Origin of the sequence: Falsigemmobacter faecalis, from assembly GCF_003863335.1 — a bacterium.
Lineage (GTDB): Bacteria > Pseudomonadota > Alphaproteobacteria > Rhodobacterales > Rhodobacteraceae > Wagnerdoeblera > Wagnerdoeblera faecalis.
This window is the reverse complement of record NZ_RRAZ01000016.1, coordinates 68,494-84,395: the sequence shown is the minus strand read 5'-3', so window position 1 is coordinate 84,395 and position 15,902 is coordinate 68,494. Positions and strand designations below refer to the sequence as shown.

Genomic DNA, 15,902 nt, shown 5'->3' with positions numbered 1-15,902 from the left:
GAGTGTCTTCCGCTTGAAAAGGGTCAGGTGACTACTTTAGCAGGCCTGCGGCGGGAGAAAAGTGCGCCGGAGTGAAAGCCCCCGGCGCAGCCCGGCCTCAGCGGATCCGCAGCCATTCGGTCAACGTGCAGCGCGGCTCTGCCGCGCGCAGGACGCGCGTGGAGATCAGCCGGAACTCTGCGGGATCAAACTCCGGGAAGAAGACATCCGCATCAGGGATCTCAAGATCCACTTCGGTGATCAGAAGGCGCTCAGCATGGGCCAGGGCCTCGCGGTAGATCGAAGCGCCCCCCATGGCATAGCTGCGCGCATGGCCCTGATCCCAGGCCCGCGCCAGAGCGGCCGCGAAGGAGGGCACGACGTGATCCCCCTCCATTGACGAGGAGACCACGATATTGTCGCGGTTCTTCAAAGGCTTGAAGGGCAGGCTTTCCCAGGTGTTGCGGCCCATGATGACCGCACCGCCCAAGGTCTCGCGCTTGAAGAAGGCGAGATCTTCGGGGGCATACCAGGGGATATCATTGCCCTTGCCGATCGCGCCGTTTTTCGCGCGCGCCACAATGATCGTCAGCATCAGACGGCCACCGGGGCTTTGATCGCCGGATCGGGGTCATAGCCCTCAAATTCAAAATCTTCGAATTTGAAGTCGTAGATCGAGGTGACTTTGCGTTTGATCTTCAGCTTCGGCAGCGCTTTGGGGCTGCGCGAGAGCTGCAGATTTACCTGATCCATATGGTTGGAATAGATATGCGCATCGCCCAGCGTATGGATGAAATCCCCCGCCTCATAGCCCGTCACATGCGCCAGCATCTCCAGGAGCAGCGCATAAGAGGCGATGTTGAAGGGCACGCCGAGGAACATATCGGCCGAGCGCTGGTAAAGCTGCAGATGCAGTTTGCCGCCCAGCACGCGCAGCTGCCACATGGTGTGACAGGGCGGCAGCGCCATCTGATCGGTCTCGGTCGGGTTCCAGGCCGAGACGATCATGCGGCGGCTGTCGGGGCTGTTTTTGATCAGCGCGATCAGCTTTTCGATCTGATCGACGCCGCCCTCGGGCAGGGTGACCGGGCCGGTCGGGCCTGCGCCGGTGACCGAGAAGCTGCGCCACTGCTTGCCGTAAACCGGGCCCAGATCGCCGTTCTCATCGGCCCATTCATCCCAGATCGAGACGCCGTTTTCCTTCAGATAGCGGATATTGGTCTCGCCCGAGAGAAACCACAAAAGCTCATGGATGATCGACTTCAGATGCAGCTTCTTGGTGGTGACCAGCGGAAAGCCCTCTGACAGGTCATAACGGCTTTGCAGGCCGAAATAAGCCACAGTGCCGGTGCCGGTGCGATCAGTGGTGGGGGTGCCCTTCTCCAGAACGGTTCTGAGGGCGTCGTGATACTGATGCATGGCGGCTCCTGTTCCGGCGTCTTGCGGCAGAGATAACCCCTTAAGCGCGCCGCGCAAAGGGGGCGCGAGGGCGCAGGCGCTGTGCGTCACCCAAGACGCAGCAGCACCAGGATGCCCGCGACGATCAGCAGGCAGCCCCAGGCCTCACGCGCGGTGATCTTTTCGCGAAAGAAAAACACCGTGGCCGCAAAGGTGAACAGCATCTCAATCTGCGCCAGCGCCTTCACCACCGCCGCCTGTTGCAGCGTCATCGCCATGAACCAGCCAAATGAGGCTGAGGCCCCGGTCGCCCCGGTAAAAAGCGAGATTTTCCAAGCCTTTGCAATCCGGGCCACCTCTGAGCGGTCCTTCCAAAGCAGCCAGCCCCCCATGGCAAGGGTCTGCAGCGTGATGGTGCAGACCAGCGTCACCGCCGCCTGGGTCATAAAATCCGGGCCCCCGAGTGAAAGCGAGGCCGCCCGATAAGCCACCGCCGAGATGCCGAACAAAAGCCCCGATGCCAGCCCGATCAGCGCATTGCGCTGAAAAACCGAAGTCACGAGGCTTTTCAGCGTCAGCGCGCTATGGGCCACGGAAATCAGCATCACCCCCAGAACCGAAATCGCAATGGCGGCAATGGCGCCGGGGGTGACGGTTTCGCCCAGAAAGATCAGCGCGAAAAGCGCGGCCTGGGCAGGCTCGGTGCGGGAATAGGCGGTGCCTGCGGCGAAATTGCGAAAGGAAAACAGATGGATCAGCAGAAAGGTCGCGCCGATCTGCGCCGAGGCCCCGGCAATGACCCAAAGCGCAAATTCACCGTTCAGCGCGGGCAGGGTGACGCCCCGGCCCCAGACCAGCACCGCGAGAAACAAAAAGGCAAAGGGCATGCCAAAGCCAAAGCGCACGAAGGTGGCGCCGGTGGTGCCCATCACGCCCTTGAGATGCTTCTGCGCCGCCGAACGCAGGTTTTGCAAAAAGGCCGCAGCGATGGTGATGACGATCCAGAGTTCCAAAACCCGTCCTTCCGGCAAAGAAAAACCCGCGCGAATAACGCGCGGGCGGGGCTGTCAGAGCGGGCTTCAGCCCATCCGTTCCGAGGCGTAGGATCCGGGGCTGGCGGGGAAGACCACGGTCTTGCTGTCGTTGAGGAACACCCGGTGATGAATATGGGCGTGGATCGCGCGGCTCAGGACCGAACTTTCAACATCGCGGCCCAGCGAGACGTAATCTTCCGCGCTTTGGGCATGGGTGACGCGGATGGTGTCCTGCTCGATGATCGGGCCTTCGTCGAGATCGGCGGTGACGTAATGCGAGGTGGCCCCGATCAGCTTCACGCCGCGCTCATAGGCCTGCTTATAGGGATTGGCCCCCTTGAAGCTCGGCAGGAAGGAATGGTGGATATTGATGATCCGCCCCGACATCTTCGCGCAGAATTCATCCGAGAGGATCTGCATATAACGCGCCAGCACCACCAGCTCGGTGCCGGTCTCGGACACCACATCCATGATGCGCTTTTCGGCTTCGGCCTTGTTCTCTTTGGTGACGCGGATGTGGTGGAAGGGGATGTCGTGGTTCACCACCACCTTTTGATAGGTGAGATGGTTCGAGACCACGCCCACGATATCAATCGGCAGCGCCCCGATGCGCCAGCGATAGAGCAGATCATTCAGGCAATGCCCGAAGTTCGACACCATCAGCAGCACCTTCATGCGGTGATGACCGTCATGGATCGCCCAGTCCATCTCAAAGGGGGCGGCGACAGCGGCAAAGCCTTCGCGCAGCCCCTCAAGGGGGGTGCCGGTCTCGGGGGTGAAGCTGATGCGGGTAAAGAAGCTCTGCGTCCCCACATCGTCATATTGCGCGGCGTCGGTGATATTGCAGCCCTGCTCAGCAAGATAGCCCGAGATGGCAGCAACGATACCCCGGCGTGCCGGGCAACGGACGGTCAGAACATGGCTGGTCATACTTCCCTCCTCGCGCCCGGGTCGGGAGGGCGCATTTCTTCAGCGTGGGTCGGTATAGCGACAGCCCGGGACGCGCGCCAGCGGGCATTGGAGTTTGCGCAAAGAGGCGGGATGCGGACAAAAAAAGCCCGGACGAAGGGTCCGGGCGGTTGACGATCAGGGGGGGAGATCAGCGGCGAACGCGGATCAGCAGTTCGCTGTCTTCCCGGTTGGCGCGGTCAATGGCCTCTTCGCGCGCCATGAGGGTGCGGTGCAGCACCGGCGACAGCGCCTCAGGGCTGCCCGAGCCGAAGCGGCCGTCGAGAGCGGCGCTTTCGCGCAGCGCGATCATCTCCGCCTCGACTTCCGTATAGTAGCGCGCATCGCGCGAGCTGTGGCGGTAGCGCAAAGCCCCGGCCAGAATGATCACCGCCGAGAAGAGAAGGCCCGCCAGCAGATAGCCCGCAGCAACCATCCCGAAAGACACGCCTGAGAACAGCGCGATCACGGCCGCGATGGTCACGGCAGCGCCGGAAAGAATGAGCAGAGCAGGTGTCATTTATATGCCTTCCAGTCAGCTTCAGATCGGGCAGAGTCCCCGCCTGTGACCACTTTTCTAATGCCGGTTTGTGGCGAAGATAGGGCGTTGATTGCGGCGTTTGAAGGAATTGGGCAGGTTTATTTCGCGCGGGCAGCGAAACTTTGCCGGTTTGACCTGTCGGATTCGCCCCATACAGGGCCCTATCTATCGAATATTTCCAGGATTGCCGATGTTCGGTTATAAAATATCAAAATATACCACCCACGCGACATATTTTGCGACGATGCGCGGTTGACGCGGCTGGCACCCGCTCATAATGTCGCCTCCGGATGCAGGCGGAGGGTCGGATGATGCTTCTTATTGTCGTAGAGACGCACAACAGGCGCATGGACCGGTAACGGAACCAGATCGGACCCATGCGCCCCCGGATACCCCCGGGGGCGTTTTGATTTGCAGGCATTCCCACAGGCACAAGCCAAGGCAGAAGCGAGGATACCATGTCGCGGACGATGACCGGAGCCAATATGGTCGTTCAGGCCCTGAAAGATCAGGGCGTCGAGGTAATTTTCGGCTATCCGGGTGGCGCTGTCCTACCGATTTACGATGCCATTTTTCAGCAAAATGACATCCGCCACATTCTCGTGCGCCACGAGCAGGCCGCCGTGCATATGGCCGAGGCCTATGCCCGCTCAACGGGCAAGCCCGGTGTGGTGCTGGTGACCTCGGGGCCCGGGGCCACCAATGCGGTGACCGGGATCGTGGATGCGCTGCTCGATTCGATCCCGATCGTGGTTTTCTCGGGCCAGGTTCCGACCTTTATGATCGGCACCGACGGCTTCCAGGAGGCCGATACCGTGGGCATCACCCGTCCGGTCACCAAGATGAACTGGCTGGTGAAAGACACCGCGGATCTCTCGAAAACCATCCATCAGGCCTTCCATGTGGCGACCTCGGGTCGCCCGGGCCCGGTGCTGATCGACATCCCGAAAGATGTGCAATTCGCCGAAGCGGTCTATACCGACCCGCGCCAGCTGGCAGAACAGCGCTATCAGCCCAGGGTGAAGGGCGATCCGGAAGCGATCACCCGCCTGGTCGAGCTGATGGAAACCGCAGAACGCCCGGTCTTTTATACCGGCGGCGGCGTGATCAACTCCGGTCCAGCGGCCAGCCAGCTGCTGCGTGAATTCGTGGATGCCACCGGCTTTCCGATCACCTCGACGCTGATGGGCCTTGGCGCTTATCCCGCCAGCGGCAGGGGCTGGCTGGGGATGCTCGGCATGCACGGCCTTTATGAGGCCAACCTCGCGATGCACGGCTGCGATCTGATGATCAACGTCGGCGCGCGCTTTGATGACCGCATCACCGGGCGCGTGGCGGATTTCTCGCCGGGCTCGACCAAAGTGCATATCGATATCGACGCCTCCTCGATCAACAAGGTGATCCGCGTTGACCTGCCGATCCTCGGCGATGTGGCCCATGTGCTTGAAGATGCCCTGCGCATCTGGAAATCGCGCGGCCGCAAAGTCAACCGCGAGGGGCTGGCGAAATGGTGGGCGCGGATCGAAGAGTGGAAGAAGGTCAACTGCCTCGCCTTCACCCAGACCGGCAAGGTCATCAAGCCGCAATATGCGCTGCACCGCCTGCAGGAGCTGACCAAAGACCACCCGGCGCGCTATATCACCACCGAAGTGGGCCAGCACCAGATGTGGGCCGCGCAATATCTGCGCTTCGATCAGCCGAACCGCTGGATGACCAGCGGAGGGCTGGGCACCATGGGCTATGGTCTGCCGGCCTCCATCGGGGTGCAGGTGGCACATCCTGAAGCCCTGGTCATCAACGTGGCGGGCGAAGCCTCCTGGCTGATGAACATGCAGGAAATGGGCACGGCGATGCAGTTCCGCGCCCCGGTCAAGCAGTTCATCCTCAACAATGAGCGTCTGGGCATGGTGCGCCAGTGGCAGGATCTGCTGCATGGCCAGCGCTATTCCAACTCCTGGTCGGAAAGCCTGCCGGACTTCGTGAAATTGGCCGAAGCCTTTGGCTGCAAGGGCATCCAATGCTCGGATCCGGATGATCTCGATGAGGCGATCCGCGAGATGCTGGCCTATGACGGCCCGGTGATCTTCGACTGCCTCGTTGAGAAACATGAAAACTGCTTCCCGATGATCCCCTCGGGCAAGCCGCATAACGAAATGCTGCTGGGTGAGGCGGAAACCTCGGGCGCCATCCAGTCCGGCGGCGCGGTTCTGGTCTGAGGGCAGGGAGAGAGATCATGGCAGCTTTGAACATCCGCAAAGGCGCATCGAGCCATTCGGCCTATGACCTGCGCGACCCCAATGGTGAGATCATCGAAAGCCACACCCTGGCGGTGATCGTCGACAATGAATCGGGCGTCCTCGCCCGGGTCATCGGCCTCTTTTCGGGGCGCGGCTATAACATCGACAGCCTGACCGTGGCCGAGGTCGATCACACCGGCCACCGCTCGCGCATCACCGTGGTCACCCGCGGCACGCCCCAGGTCATTGAACAGATCAAGGCGCAGCTGACCCGTCTGGTCCCGGTCTATGAGGTTCATGACCTGACCGTCGAGGGCCCGAGCGTGCAGCGCGAACTGGCGCTTCTGAAGGTCGCAGGCAAAGGCGAGGCCCGCATTGAGGCCCTGCGTCTGGCCGAGATCTTCCGCGCCAATGTCGTCGACAGCACGCTGGAAAGCTTCATCTTCGAGATGACCGGCACGCCCGAAAAGATCGACGCCTTCGCCGAACTGATGCGCCCGCTCGGCCTCATTGAAGTGGCGCGCACCGGTGTCGCAGCGCTCTCGCGCGGCGTCTGAACCTTTCCATATCGCGCAAAGGCCGCCCCCTCTCGGGGGCGGCTTTCTTCGTTCCTCATCCCTTCCGCCTCTCAGACCGACAGGCCGGGCAGTCTTTGGCTTTTAAAAATACTCACGGGGGTCCGGGGGCCGTCAGCCCCCGGGGCCTGCGACAGGCGCAACCCTCCGCCTGTCGCCGCTCCGCTTGTGACAGGGCCGCCCTCAATTTTGCATCGGGGCCCTGACCTGCCCGTTGAGCCCATCGCGCGGGGAAAGGTCACCCGGGCTCAGGCAGATCGCCCTGGCTTCGGCCCGAATGACAGGGGATCAGACGGAAAATGCCCTGGAAGGGGGACAGCCCGCCAATGCCTGGCAGGCTGCTGAAAACGTATTTCCGGGCGGGGCTTTCGGAGAAATCTTCCCGAAGTCAAAGTGAACTTCAGTGCCAAACCTATTTGAAGCGGTTGAACGACGGCTGACTTTCCGCACTTCCGAGACAACTCCCCTCCTCGGTCGACTGCTTTCAGCACCCTGCCAGGGCTGCAATTTTGCAAATCCCGACACGATCTTCTTAAAGGCACAGGGGGCAGGCCCGGTGCGTGAGGGGCTTTCTTACTCAGGCCTGCTTTCTTCGTGCTTCGGGACCCGCCCGCAGGTCGGGCAGAGCTCCCTGGCTGTCGCGCAGTCCTGTCTGAGAGCCTGCGCGCGCAGTCCCCGGGGGCTGCGGCATTGACAATCTCTGCGGGCCTCCGCAGACCTGTGCCGACCGCCTCTGACCCCGGAGCCTGACGATGTTTTTCCCCGCCAGCCGACAGGCTCAGGCTATTCTTTATATGCTGCTCGCGGTCTCGGTTTTCTCCTTCATGGATGCCGTCGCCAAGACCATGGCGCAGCATTATCACCCGATGCAGGTGGTCTGGTCGCGCTATACCGGGCAGGTGGTGGTGGTGCTTTGCCTGATTGGACCAAGGCTGCTGCAATATATGCGCACGCAGCATCTGGCCTCGCATCTGATCCGCTCGGTCTGTCAGTTCGCGGCGACGGCGTTTTTCTTTCTCGCGATGCCCTATATCGGCCTCGCAGAGGCGACGGCGATTGCTGATATCAATCCGGTGCTGATCACGCTCGGCGCGGCGATCTTTTTAGGCGAGAAGCTGGGCCCGCGCCGCCTTGCCGGCGTGCTGGCGGCGCTGATCGGGGCGCTGATCATCATCCGCCCCGGCTCCGGTGTCTTTGGCTGGGCGGCGCTTTTGCCGCTGGGCTGTGCGGTCTGCTATACCGCCAATGCGCTGATCACCCGGAAAATGGGCGCAAAAGATCCGATCTGGACGGCGCTCGTTTATGCCGCGCTGACCGGATCGCTGATCACCACCGTCACGCTGCCCACCGTCTGGACGCCGGTCGCCTTCGAACACCTGCCGGCCTTTTTGTCGATCGGGGTGATCGGCTCGCTGGGGCAATTGTTCATGATCCGGGCGTTCACCACCGGAGAGGCGGGGGTGATTGCGCCCTTCGCCTATGTCGGGCTGCTCTGTGCAACCTTCTGGGGGTGGCTGTTCTTTGGCGAGATGCCCGATCTCTGGACCGGGGTCGGCGCGCTTGTGATCGTGGTCTCGGGTATTTATGTGTGGCACCGTGAGACCCGCAGCGCCCGAGTGCGCGACTGAGCGGGGCGGGCCGCATGGGACGTAAGTATGCCGAAGTTTAAGCACAGGGTAGTGAACGCAGTTCTGCGGGCGGTGATCGGCCTGTCGCTGGCGCTGCCTTACCGGATGCGGGTGCCGCTTTTCGGCTGGGTGGTCTCGCGGGTCGTGGCGCCGGTCGCCGGATGGACGCGGCGGGTGCGCGACAATCTGGCCCTCGTCTGGCCGGAACTGCCGAAGTCTGAGGTGAAGCGGCTGATGCGCGAGGTGCCCGACAACGTCGGCCGCACCATCATCGAGATTTATTCCGGCAAAGAGTTCATTGAGCGCACGGCCGCCGTCCCCCCGGTGGGCGCGGGCGTTGCGGCCCTTGATGCGGCGCGTGATGCGGGGCGTCCGGTGATCCTCGTGACCGGGCATTTCGGCAATTACGATGCCTCCCGCGCGGCGATGGGTGCGCGGGGCATTCAGGTCGGCGCACTTTACATGCCGATGGTGAACAAGCTCTTTAACGCGCATTACGAAGAGGCGATCGGCAATATTTCCCGCCCGCTCTTCCCCCGCAGCCCGCGCGGTCTGGGGCAGATGGTGCGCTTTTTGCGCGGCGGTGGTGTGCTGGGGATGCTGGTCGATCACCATATGTCGCATGGCATCACGCTGGGCTTTTTCGGCCATGAGGCGAAAACCGCGCTTTCTGCCGCAGAGATGGCGCTGAAATATGACGCGCTCCTGATCCCGACCTACGGCATCCGTCAGCCCGACGGGCTGAACTTTCAGATCGTGGTGGAAGCGCCGATCCCGCATACCACCCCCGAAGTGATGACCCAGGCGCTGAACGACAGCCTGGAGGCGCTGGTGCGGCAGCACCCCGAGCAGTGGTTCTGGATCCACCGTCGCTGGAAGGGCGCAGGCGCGCCGCTGATCGGCGAGGACCTCTGAGCCAGGCCTTGCAGCGGGCGGCAATTTTGCTCAAAAGTCGCTGACGTACAGGCGATGGAGTAAGGCAATGCGTGGTCCGCGGTATACCCCCCTGGTGGCAGAGCTGCCCTCTCTGGTGCCCTTCGTCGGTCCCGAAACCCAGGAGCGTGCGCGCGGCGCGGGTTTTGCCGCCCGCCTTGGGGCCAATGAAAGCGGCTACGGCCCTTCGCCCCTCGCCGTGACGGCCATGGCAGAGGCCGCTGCCTCCTGCTGGATGTATGGCGATCCCGAGAACTTTGAGCTGCGCGAAGCTCTGGCCGCCAAACATGGCGTCTCGCGCAGCAATATCATTGTGGGCGAGGGCATCGACGGACTTCTGGGCTATCTGGCGCGGATGCTGGTGGGGCCGGGCGATGCGGTTGTCACCTCGGATGGCGCCTATCCGACCTTCAACTTCCACGTCACGGGCTTTGGCGGCCAGCTTCACAAGGTGCCCTATGCGGGCAATCATGAAGACCCGCAGGCGCTGGTCGCAAAGGCGGCGGAGGTCTCAGCGAAGCTGATTTACCTCGCCAATCCTGACAATCCCATGGGTTCCTGGCATGAAGCGCCGGTGATTCAGGCCATGATCGATGCGGTGCCCGAAGGCAGCCTTCTGGTCCTCGATGAGGCCTATATTGAGCTGGCGCCCGAAGGCACGGCGCCCGCGATTGATGCCGGCGATCCGCGCGTGATCCGGATGCGGACCTTCTCGAAGGGGCAGGGCATGGCGGGCGCGCGCGTCGGCTATGCCATCGCGCATGAGGATCTGATCCGCAGTTTTGACAAGGTGCGCAACCACTTCGGCATGAGCCGGATTGCCCAGGCCGGAGCGCTGGCCGCGCTGTCAGATCCCGAATGGATCCCTTTGGTGCGCGCGAAAGTGGCCGCCTCAAAAGCCGAGATCAGCCGTATCGCCCGGGAAAACGGCCTCGCTCCGCTGGCTTCCGCCACCAATTTTGTCACCATCGACTGCGGTGCGGGCGGTGATCTGGCCCGCGCGATCGTGCGCGAACTCGGGCAGCGCGGTGTTTTTATCCGCATGCCCTTTGTCGCCCCGCATGACCGCTGCATCCGGATCAGCTGCGGCACCGCGGCCGATCATGCGGCTTTGGCAGCCGCGCTGCCTCAGGCGCTTGCGGCGGCCCGCGCGTCTCTCTGAGCGCCCGCCTCTGCGGACAGTGTTTCCCCTGCGGCCTCTGCAGGGGAAGGGCTCTGACGTCTTGCGGGCCAGGGCTGCTCGCCGCCGCATTTCGCGGGTGCGACAGAGCCGGGGCGCGGCGGCAGAGGTCAGTGCCTGGCCCATCGGCTTTGGTTTCAGAGAGCCGGGCAGATGAAGTCGTTTCTGCCACAGGCCACAGATTGCTGCCGGAACGCTTTGCGCGCTGCCCTGCGGTCGGGCCGGCCCCTCTGCGAGGCGGCCTCGACCGCGGCGGCAGTGCTGCGCAGATCAGGGGGTTTTTCCTGCCCGTCCGGTGCAGAATGGTGAAGGCAGAGTTCACTGCCGGGGGTGCCAGCCAGGAGCTGCTTGCGGTGCGGAGTGCCGCTCTCAGCAGCAGGACATTCTGAGCATAGAAATGCCGACAGGGCGATGCGCCGCAACAGGGCAGGCACCCTCTCTTTGCGCGGGTCGGCCCCCCGCACTGACCGGCGTCACTTCGGAGCCACAGCGGCTCTGAACTTCCGCGCCGTCCCTGCGCGCTTTGTCTTGCATCGCCCCGGTGCCGCCGCCACTCTCCCGGTCGGAGAGGGGAACAACTTTATGAAAATGGGGATACTTGCCCTGGTTCTGGGCTATGTGCTGTCGCAGTTCTACCGTGCTTTTCTGTCGGTTCTGGCCCCGGCGCTGGCCCTTGATCCGGGGGTGACCGAGGGGGAGCTGGCCACCGCGTCGAGCTTCTTTTTTCTGGCCTTTGCGGCCATGCAGATCGCCGTGGGCCTGGGGCTTGACCGCTACGGGCCGCGGCTGACCGTCTCTCTTCTGCTCGGGATCGGGGGGGCAGGAGGGGCCTTCTGGTTCGCGCTGGCGGGAAGTGCGACGGATATCTATATCGCCATGCTGCTGATCGGGACGGGCTGTGCGCCGGTGCTGATGGGCTCGATGTATATCTTTGCGCGGAATTTTCCGGCGGCGGTCTTTGGCAGTCTCAGCGGCCTGCTGATCGGGGTCGGCAGCCTTGGCAATCTGGGGGCGGCCCTGCCGCTGTCGCTGGCGGTTGAGGCGCTGGGCTGGCGGCAGGCGATGAGCATTCTGGGCGTTGTCACTGCACTTGCGGCGCTGGGTGTGCTGTGTTTTGTGCGCGATCCCGCAAAGGCTGAAGTGCCCGCAGGCGGCGGCAGCTGGGGCGCGATCTTCCGCCAGCCCGCGCTCTGGGGGGTGCTGATTATCATCGCGGTGGGCTATGCGCCCGCAGCCACTCTGCGCGGTATCTGGGGCGGACCTTATTTTACAAAGGTTTATGAGGCGGATGCCGCCGCGACCGGCACCTATATGCTGATCATGGGCGTGGCGATGACACTCGGCAGCCTGCTCTATGGGCCGCTGGAGAGGCTGGTCAAAAGCCGCAAGAAAGTGATCCTTGGCGGCAATCTGATGGGCTTTCTGGCCCTGGCCCTTTTGTGGTGGAACCCGCAGCCGGGCCTTGGCATGGCGGTGGCGCTGATTGCGCTCAGCGGCTTTTTCGGCACGGCCTTTGCGCTGATCATGGCGCATGGGCGGGCGTTCTTTCCGCCCCATATGGTCGGGCGGGGGGTGGCGATTTTGAACCTCTGCAGCATCGGCTCGACCGGGCTGGTGCAGCTTGCGACCCGTCCGATCTATGAGACGGCCCTGGCCTCAGGCGGGGTGGTCGCGGGGTTTCACGCGATCTTTGGCTTTCTGGCGCTGATTCTGGGCTTTGGCTGTCTGGCCTATGCGCTGCTATCGCCCGATCGCACCGACTGATCAGGGTGGATCAGGGGCCCCGCGGGGCCCCTTTTCAATGGCAGTGCACCCGGCCTGCGCGGTTGTCCATATGGCAGCACTGCCCGGGCGGAGAGGATTTGCGGCAGCCACCGCGATGGGCCGATGCCAGGGAGGGCAAAAGCAGGGCGCAGACAAAAGCCGTCAGGGTCAGAAAACGCATTTATGTCTCATCAGTTGTCTTAAATGAGACCACCCCAGGCGGCTTGAACGGATTCGTTAACACATTTTGACGCAGCCAGGCCTCCGTCAGCCCCGCGCTTTGGCCGCCGCTTTGCGGGCCTGGTCCGCGGCATATTTCTCCCAGACATGCATCCGGCCCTTCTGGCGCGCATCGGCCAGCCACAGCTTTTTGCGCAGGCCCTCGACCTCGAGGTGGGTATAGAGGCCACCGGAGAACTTCGGCCAGTCAATCGCCAGCCCAAGCTTTACCATCTCTGCCGAGAGATCGCGCCCGTCGGGCAGGCTGCATTTCGCAACCTCGCGGCCGTAGTCATCACAGCCCACAATGGCGGCGCGGACTTCATGGCCGCTGCACAGCTTTTTCAGCGCGCGCTGCGCGGAGATGCCATAGGGGTGGTCCATCTCGGGTGCATCCACCCCAAAGAGGCGCAGCGGCCGGTTGCGGATCTTCAGCGTATCGCCGTCCACCACCCAAGCCCTGCCGCAAAGGATCTCGGGCGGGAAATCAGAAGTCTGGGTGACACGGGCCGGAGCGGGCGCTGCGGGTCGCGGCGCGGGCCGGGGCGCAGGTTTTGGCTGCGACCAGGAGGCGGGCTGCTCAGGCGGGCTTTCGTTGCGATTTTCACGCGTCAGAAGCGAGAGGACAAACCAGATTGCGCCGAGTGCCGCGAGAGACAGGACAATGCCTCCGAATGTCTCCATAACCGTCTCCCCCGATCAGATCCTCACAGGCGAGTCTCCTGTGGTCCGTTAACCTTTTAGGCGATCTGGCGGGATGAGAGAAGTTTGCAGATGGGATCACGGATAGGCTCTGACATCACGTCAAGGTTGCCGTCGGGCCGGGAGTTCGCCCCCGGTGCGGGGGCGGTCTTCCGGAGGGCGGATGGCACCGCAGCTGGGACGATGCCGTCGGCGGAGGTCACGACGCCGTAGCCGAACGTCTGCACATCCGGATCAGCGCCGGACCGAAACTCCGGCGGGCTCCGGTCAGAACGGCACGTCGCTCGCCGCATCGGCGGCCACGACGTAAGACGACATCACATGCTTGCTGCCCGCCTTGTCGAACTCAACGCCCAGCTTGTCGCCATCGGCGGAGACCACGGTGCCATAGCCGAACTTCTGGTGGAACACCCGCGCGCCGGGATCGAAATCGGGCAGGATCTCGCCATTGAGCGCCGCGGGCGGGGTGATTTTGCGCGGCGGCGTGGCGGGCTTTGCGCTTTGCGTCTGGAGGCGGCGCCAGCCGGGGGAGTTATAGACATTGGCCTCAGAGGCCCGCGTCTCAACGCTGCTTTTGCCGTAAGAGGGGGCCGCCGCGCCATAGCCGCCGCCGTAAAGCCCCGGCGCGGTCAGCACATCGACATGCTCTTCGGCAATCTCATCGATGAAGCGCGAGGGCAGCTGGCTTTGCCACTGACCAAAGACCCGACGGTTGGCCGCAAAAGAGATCGTGCAGAGCTGCTCTGCCCGGGTGATGCCGACATAGGCCAGACGGCGCTCTTCTTCGAGGCCACGATTTCCCGTTTCATCCAGCGAGCGCTGCGAGGGGAAAATCCCCTCTTCCCAGCCAGGCAGCCAGACGGCGGGAAATTCCAGCCCCTTGGCGCCATGCAGCGTCATGATGGTGATCTTTTCCGAAGCCTCATCCTTTTCATTGTCCATGATCAGCGCGACATGTTCGAGGAAGCCCTGCAGGCTGTCGAATTCCTCAAGGGCCTTCACAAGCTCTTTGAGGTTCTCCAGACGGCCCTCGGCTTCGGGGGTTTTGTCGTTCTGCCACATCGAGATATAGCCCGAATCCTCCAGCATCCGCTCAGCCAGGCGGATGTGGTTGTGATCGCGGTGCGGCGCCGCATCGGGCACCACCGGCTCAATCACCATGTCTTCTGCGATCGCGGGGCGCGCGCTCAGCACCTCATCATGCCAGCGGTCCATATCCTGGACGAATTTGCGCAAAGCCGCGCCGCCCTTACCGCCGAGCATTGCGCCATCGACCACACGGCGCGCGCCAGACAACAGCGGCTCCTCATGGCCGCGGGCGATATCGCGGATCAGGCCCTGGGCTTTATCGCCAAGACCGCGCTTGGGGGTATTCACGATCCGCTCAAAGGCCAGATCATCCGAGGGCGTGATCGCAAGGCGGAAATAGGCCATGGCATCGCGGATCTCAAGCCGCTCATAAAAGCGCGGACCGCCGATGACGCGGTAGGGCAGGCCGATGGTCAGGAAACGGTCCTCAAAGGCGCGCATCTGATGCGAGGCGCGCACGAGGATCGCCTGATCGTTCAGCCCCACCACGCCCTGAGGGCGGCGACCCTGCGACAGGGCCTCGGCCTCTTCGCCGATCCAGCGGGCCTCCTCCTCGCCGTCCCAATGACCAATCAGGCGGACCTTCTCACCCTCGGCCTGATCGGTCCAGAGGGTCTTGCCCAGACGCTCACGGTTCCCGGCAATTACTGAGGAAGCCGCCGCCAGGATATGCGGGGTTGAGCGGTAGTTCTGCTCCAGCCGGATGACCTGAGGGCCGGCGCGGCCCTTGTCCTCATCGGCGGCGAAGTCCTTCTCAAAGCGCAGGATATTGCCGACCTCTGCGCCGCGCCAGCCATAGATCGACTGGTCGTCATCGCCCACGCAGCAGATGTTGCGATACCCTTGGGCCAGCAGCCGCAGCCAAAGATACTGCGCGACGTTGGTGTCCTGATACTCATCCACCAGAATATAGCGGAACCATTGCTGATAGCGCCCCAGCACATCGGGATGCTGCAAAAAGATCGTCAGGCAGTGCAGCAAAAGATCGCCGAAATCGCAGGCGTTCAGATTTTTCAGGCGGTTCTGGTAATCTTTGTAAAGCGTGATGCCGAGGCGGTTGAACTCGGTCGATTCCGCCGCCGAGACCTGCTCGGGCGTCCAGCCGCGGTTTTTCCAGTGATCGATCAGCGAAGCCAGCTGCCGGGCGGGCCATTTCTTCTCATCAATGCCGCGGGCGATGATGACCTGTTTCATCAGGCGCAGCTGGTCGTCGGTATCAAGGATCGTAAAGCTGCTGTTCAGCCCGACCAGTTCGGCATGACGGCGCAGGATCTTCACCGCGACCGAGTGGAAGGTGCCAAGCCAGGGCATCCCCTCAATCGCTTCGCCCATCAGACGGCTGATGCGGTTTTTCATCTCGCGGGCGGCTTTATTGGTGAAGGTCACCGCCAGCACCTCATGGGGCCGCGCTTTGCCGGTGTTCAGCAGATGCGCGATCCGGGTGGTCAGCACCCGGGTTTTGCCGGTGCCCGCGCCTGCCAGCACCAGAACCGGACCGTCCAGCGCCTCAACGGCGGCGCGCTGGGCGGCGTTCAACCCCTCAAGGTAGGGGGCAGGGCGCTGCGCCATCATGGCGCGCTGGCTGAGGGGCAGAGAGGTCTCGGTCATTGGCTTATCCCGGCTTGTTATCGCCAATATAGCGCGTCATGCGCCAAGGGGAAGCCCGCGTTCCCCC

Annotated in this window: 13 protein-coding genes; 6 read left to right on the top strand and 7 right to left on the bottom strand. The window is 63.1% G+C overall.

From position 1 onward, the window contains the following. Nucleotides 1-97: 97 nt before the first annotated feature. The 5 genes from EG244_RS12270 to EG244_RS12250 form a co-directional block, all read right to left on the bottom strand. Complete coding sequence (locus EG244_RS12270) at nt 98-574, bottom strand: dihydrofolate reductase (RefSeq protein ID WP_124965287.1); 477 nt, start codon at nt 572-574, stop codon at nt 98-100. Further along, nucleotides 574-1,398, bottom strand: a complete 825-nt coding sequence (locus EG244_RS12265) for a thymidylate synthase (RefSeq protein WP_124965286.1) — start codon at nt 1,396-1,398, stop codon at nt 574-576. Before EG244_RS12265 ends, EG244_RS12270 begins: the two co-directional genes overlap by 1 nt. 86 nt (nt 1,399-1,484) lie before the next feature. Continuing rightward, the gene (locus EG244_RS12260; RefSeq protein WP_124965285.1) at nt 1,485-2,390 is read right to left on the bottom strand and encodes a DMT family transporter; all 906 of its coding nucleotides are present in this window, start codon (nt 2,388-2,390) and stop codon (nt 1,485-1,487) included. A gap of 66 nt (nt 2,391-2,456) precedes the next feature. Continuing rightward, complete coding sequence (purU, locus tag EG244_RS12255; RefSeq protein ID WP_124965284.1) at nt 2,457-3,341, bottom strand: formyltetrahydrofolate deformylase; 885 nt, start codon at nt 3,339-3,341, stop codon at nt 2,457-2,459. 169 nt (nt 3,342-3,510) lie between these two features. Continuing rightward, nucleotides 3,511-3,879 (bottom strand): hypothetical protein, encoded by a 369-nt coding sequence (locus tag EG244_RS12250; protein WP_124965283.1) that lies wholly within the window; start codon nt 3,877-3,879, stop codon nt 3,511-3,513. Nucleotides 3,880-4,358: 479 nt separating this feature from the next. On the opposite strand from EG244_RS12250, the gene EG244_RS12245 reads away from it, so the two are divergent. From EG244_RS12245 to EG244_RS12220, 6 genes are all read left to right on the top strand, one after another. Then, a complete protein-coding gene (locus tag EG244_RS12245; protein WP_124965282.1) occupies nt 4,359-6,116 on the top strand; it encodes an acetolactate synthase 3 large subunit in 1,758 nt (585 codons plus the stop codon). Nucleotides 6,117-6,133: 17 nt separating this feature from the next. Next, nucleotides 6,134-6,694 carry an acetolactate synthase small subunit gene (gene ilvN / locus EG244_RS12240; RefSeq protein WP_124965281.1) on the top strand — a complete coding sequence of 187 codons (561 nt, stop codon included), beginning with the start codon at nt 6,134-6,136 and terminating at the stop codon, nt 6,692-6,694. A gap of 770 nt (nt 6,695-7,464) precedes the next feature. Beyond that, nucleotides 7,465-8,340 (top strand): DMT family transporter, encoded by an 876-nt coding sequence (locus EG244_RS12235; RefSeq protein ID WP_124965280.1) that lies wholly within the window; start codon nt 7,465-7,467, stop codon nt 8,338-8,340. Nucleotides 8,341-8,367: 27 nt separating this feature from the next. Next, entirely contained in the window at nt 8,368-9,255 is an 888-nt protein-coding gene (locus EG244_RS12230; protein WP_124965279.1) for a lysophospholipid acyltransferase family protein, read from the top strand. A 67-nt stretch (nt 9,256-9,322) separates the two neighbouring features. Continuing rightward, a complete protein-coding gene (locus tag EG244_RS12225; protein WP_124965278.1) occupies nt 9,323-10,435 on the top strand; it encodes a pyridoxal phosphate-dependent aminotransferase in 1,113 nt (370 codons plus the stop codon). A 600-nt stretch (nt 10,436-11,035) separates the two neighbouring features. After that, entirely contained in the window at nt 11,036-12,217 is a 1,182-nt protein-coding gene (locus EG244_RS12220) for an MFS transporter (RefSeq protein WP_124965277.1), read from the top strand. Nucleotides 12,218-12,484: 267 nt separating this feature from the next. Here the strand turns inward: EG244_RS12220 and EG244_RS12215 are convergent, their stop codons facing one another. Together EG244_RS12215 and EG244_RS12210 are read right to left on the bottom strand one after the other, a co-directional pair. Beyond that, nucleotides 12,485-13,120 carry a thermonuclease family protein gene (locus EG244_RS12215; protein ID WP_124965276.1) on the bottom strand — a complete coding sequence of 212 codons (636 nt, stop codon included), beginning with the start codon at nt 13,118-13,120 and terminating at the stop codon, nt 12,485-12,487. Between the two features lie 285 nt (nt 13,121-13,405). Beyond that, entirely contained in the window at nt 13,406-15,835 is a 2,430-nt protein-coding gene (locus EG244_RS12210; RefSeq protein WP_124965275.1) for an ATP-dependent helicase, read from the bottom strand. Nucleotides 15,836-15,902 lie beyond the last annotated feature (67 nt).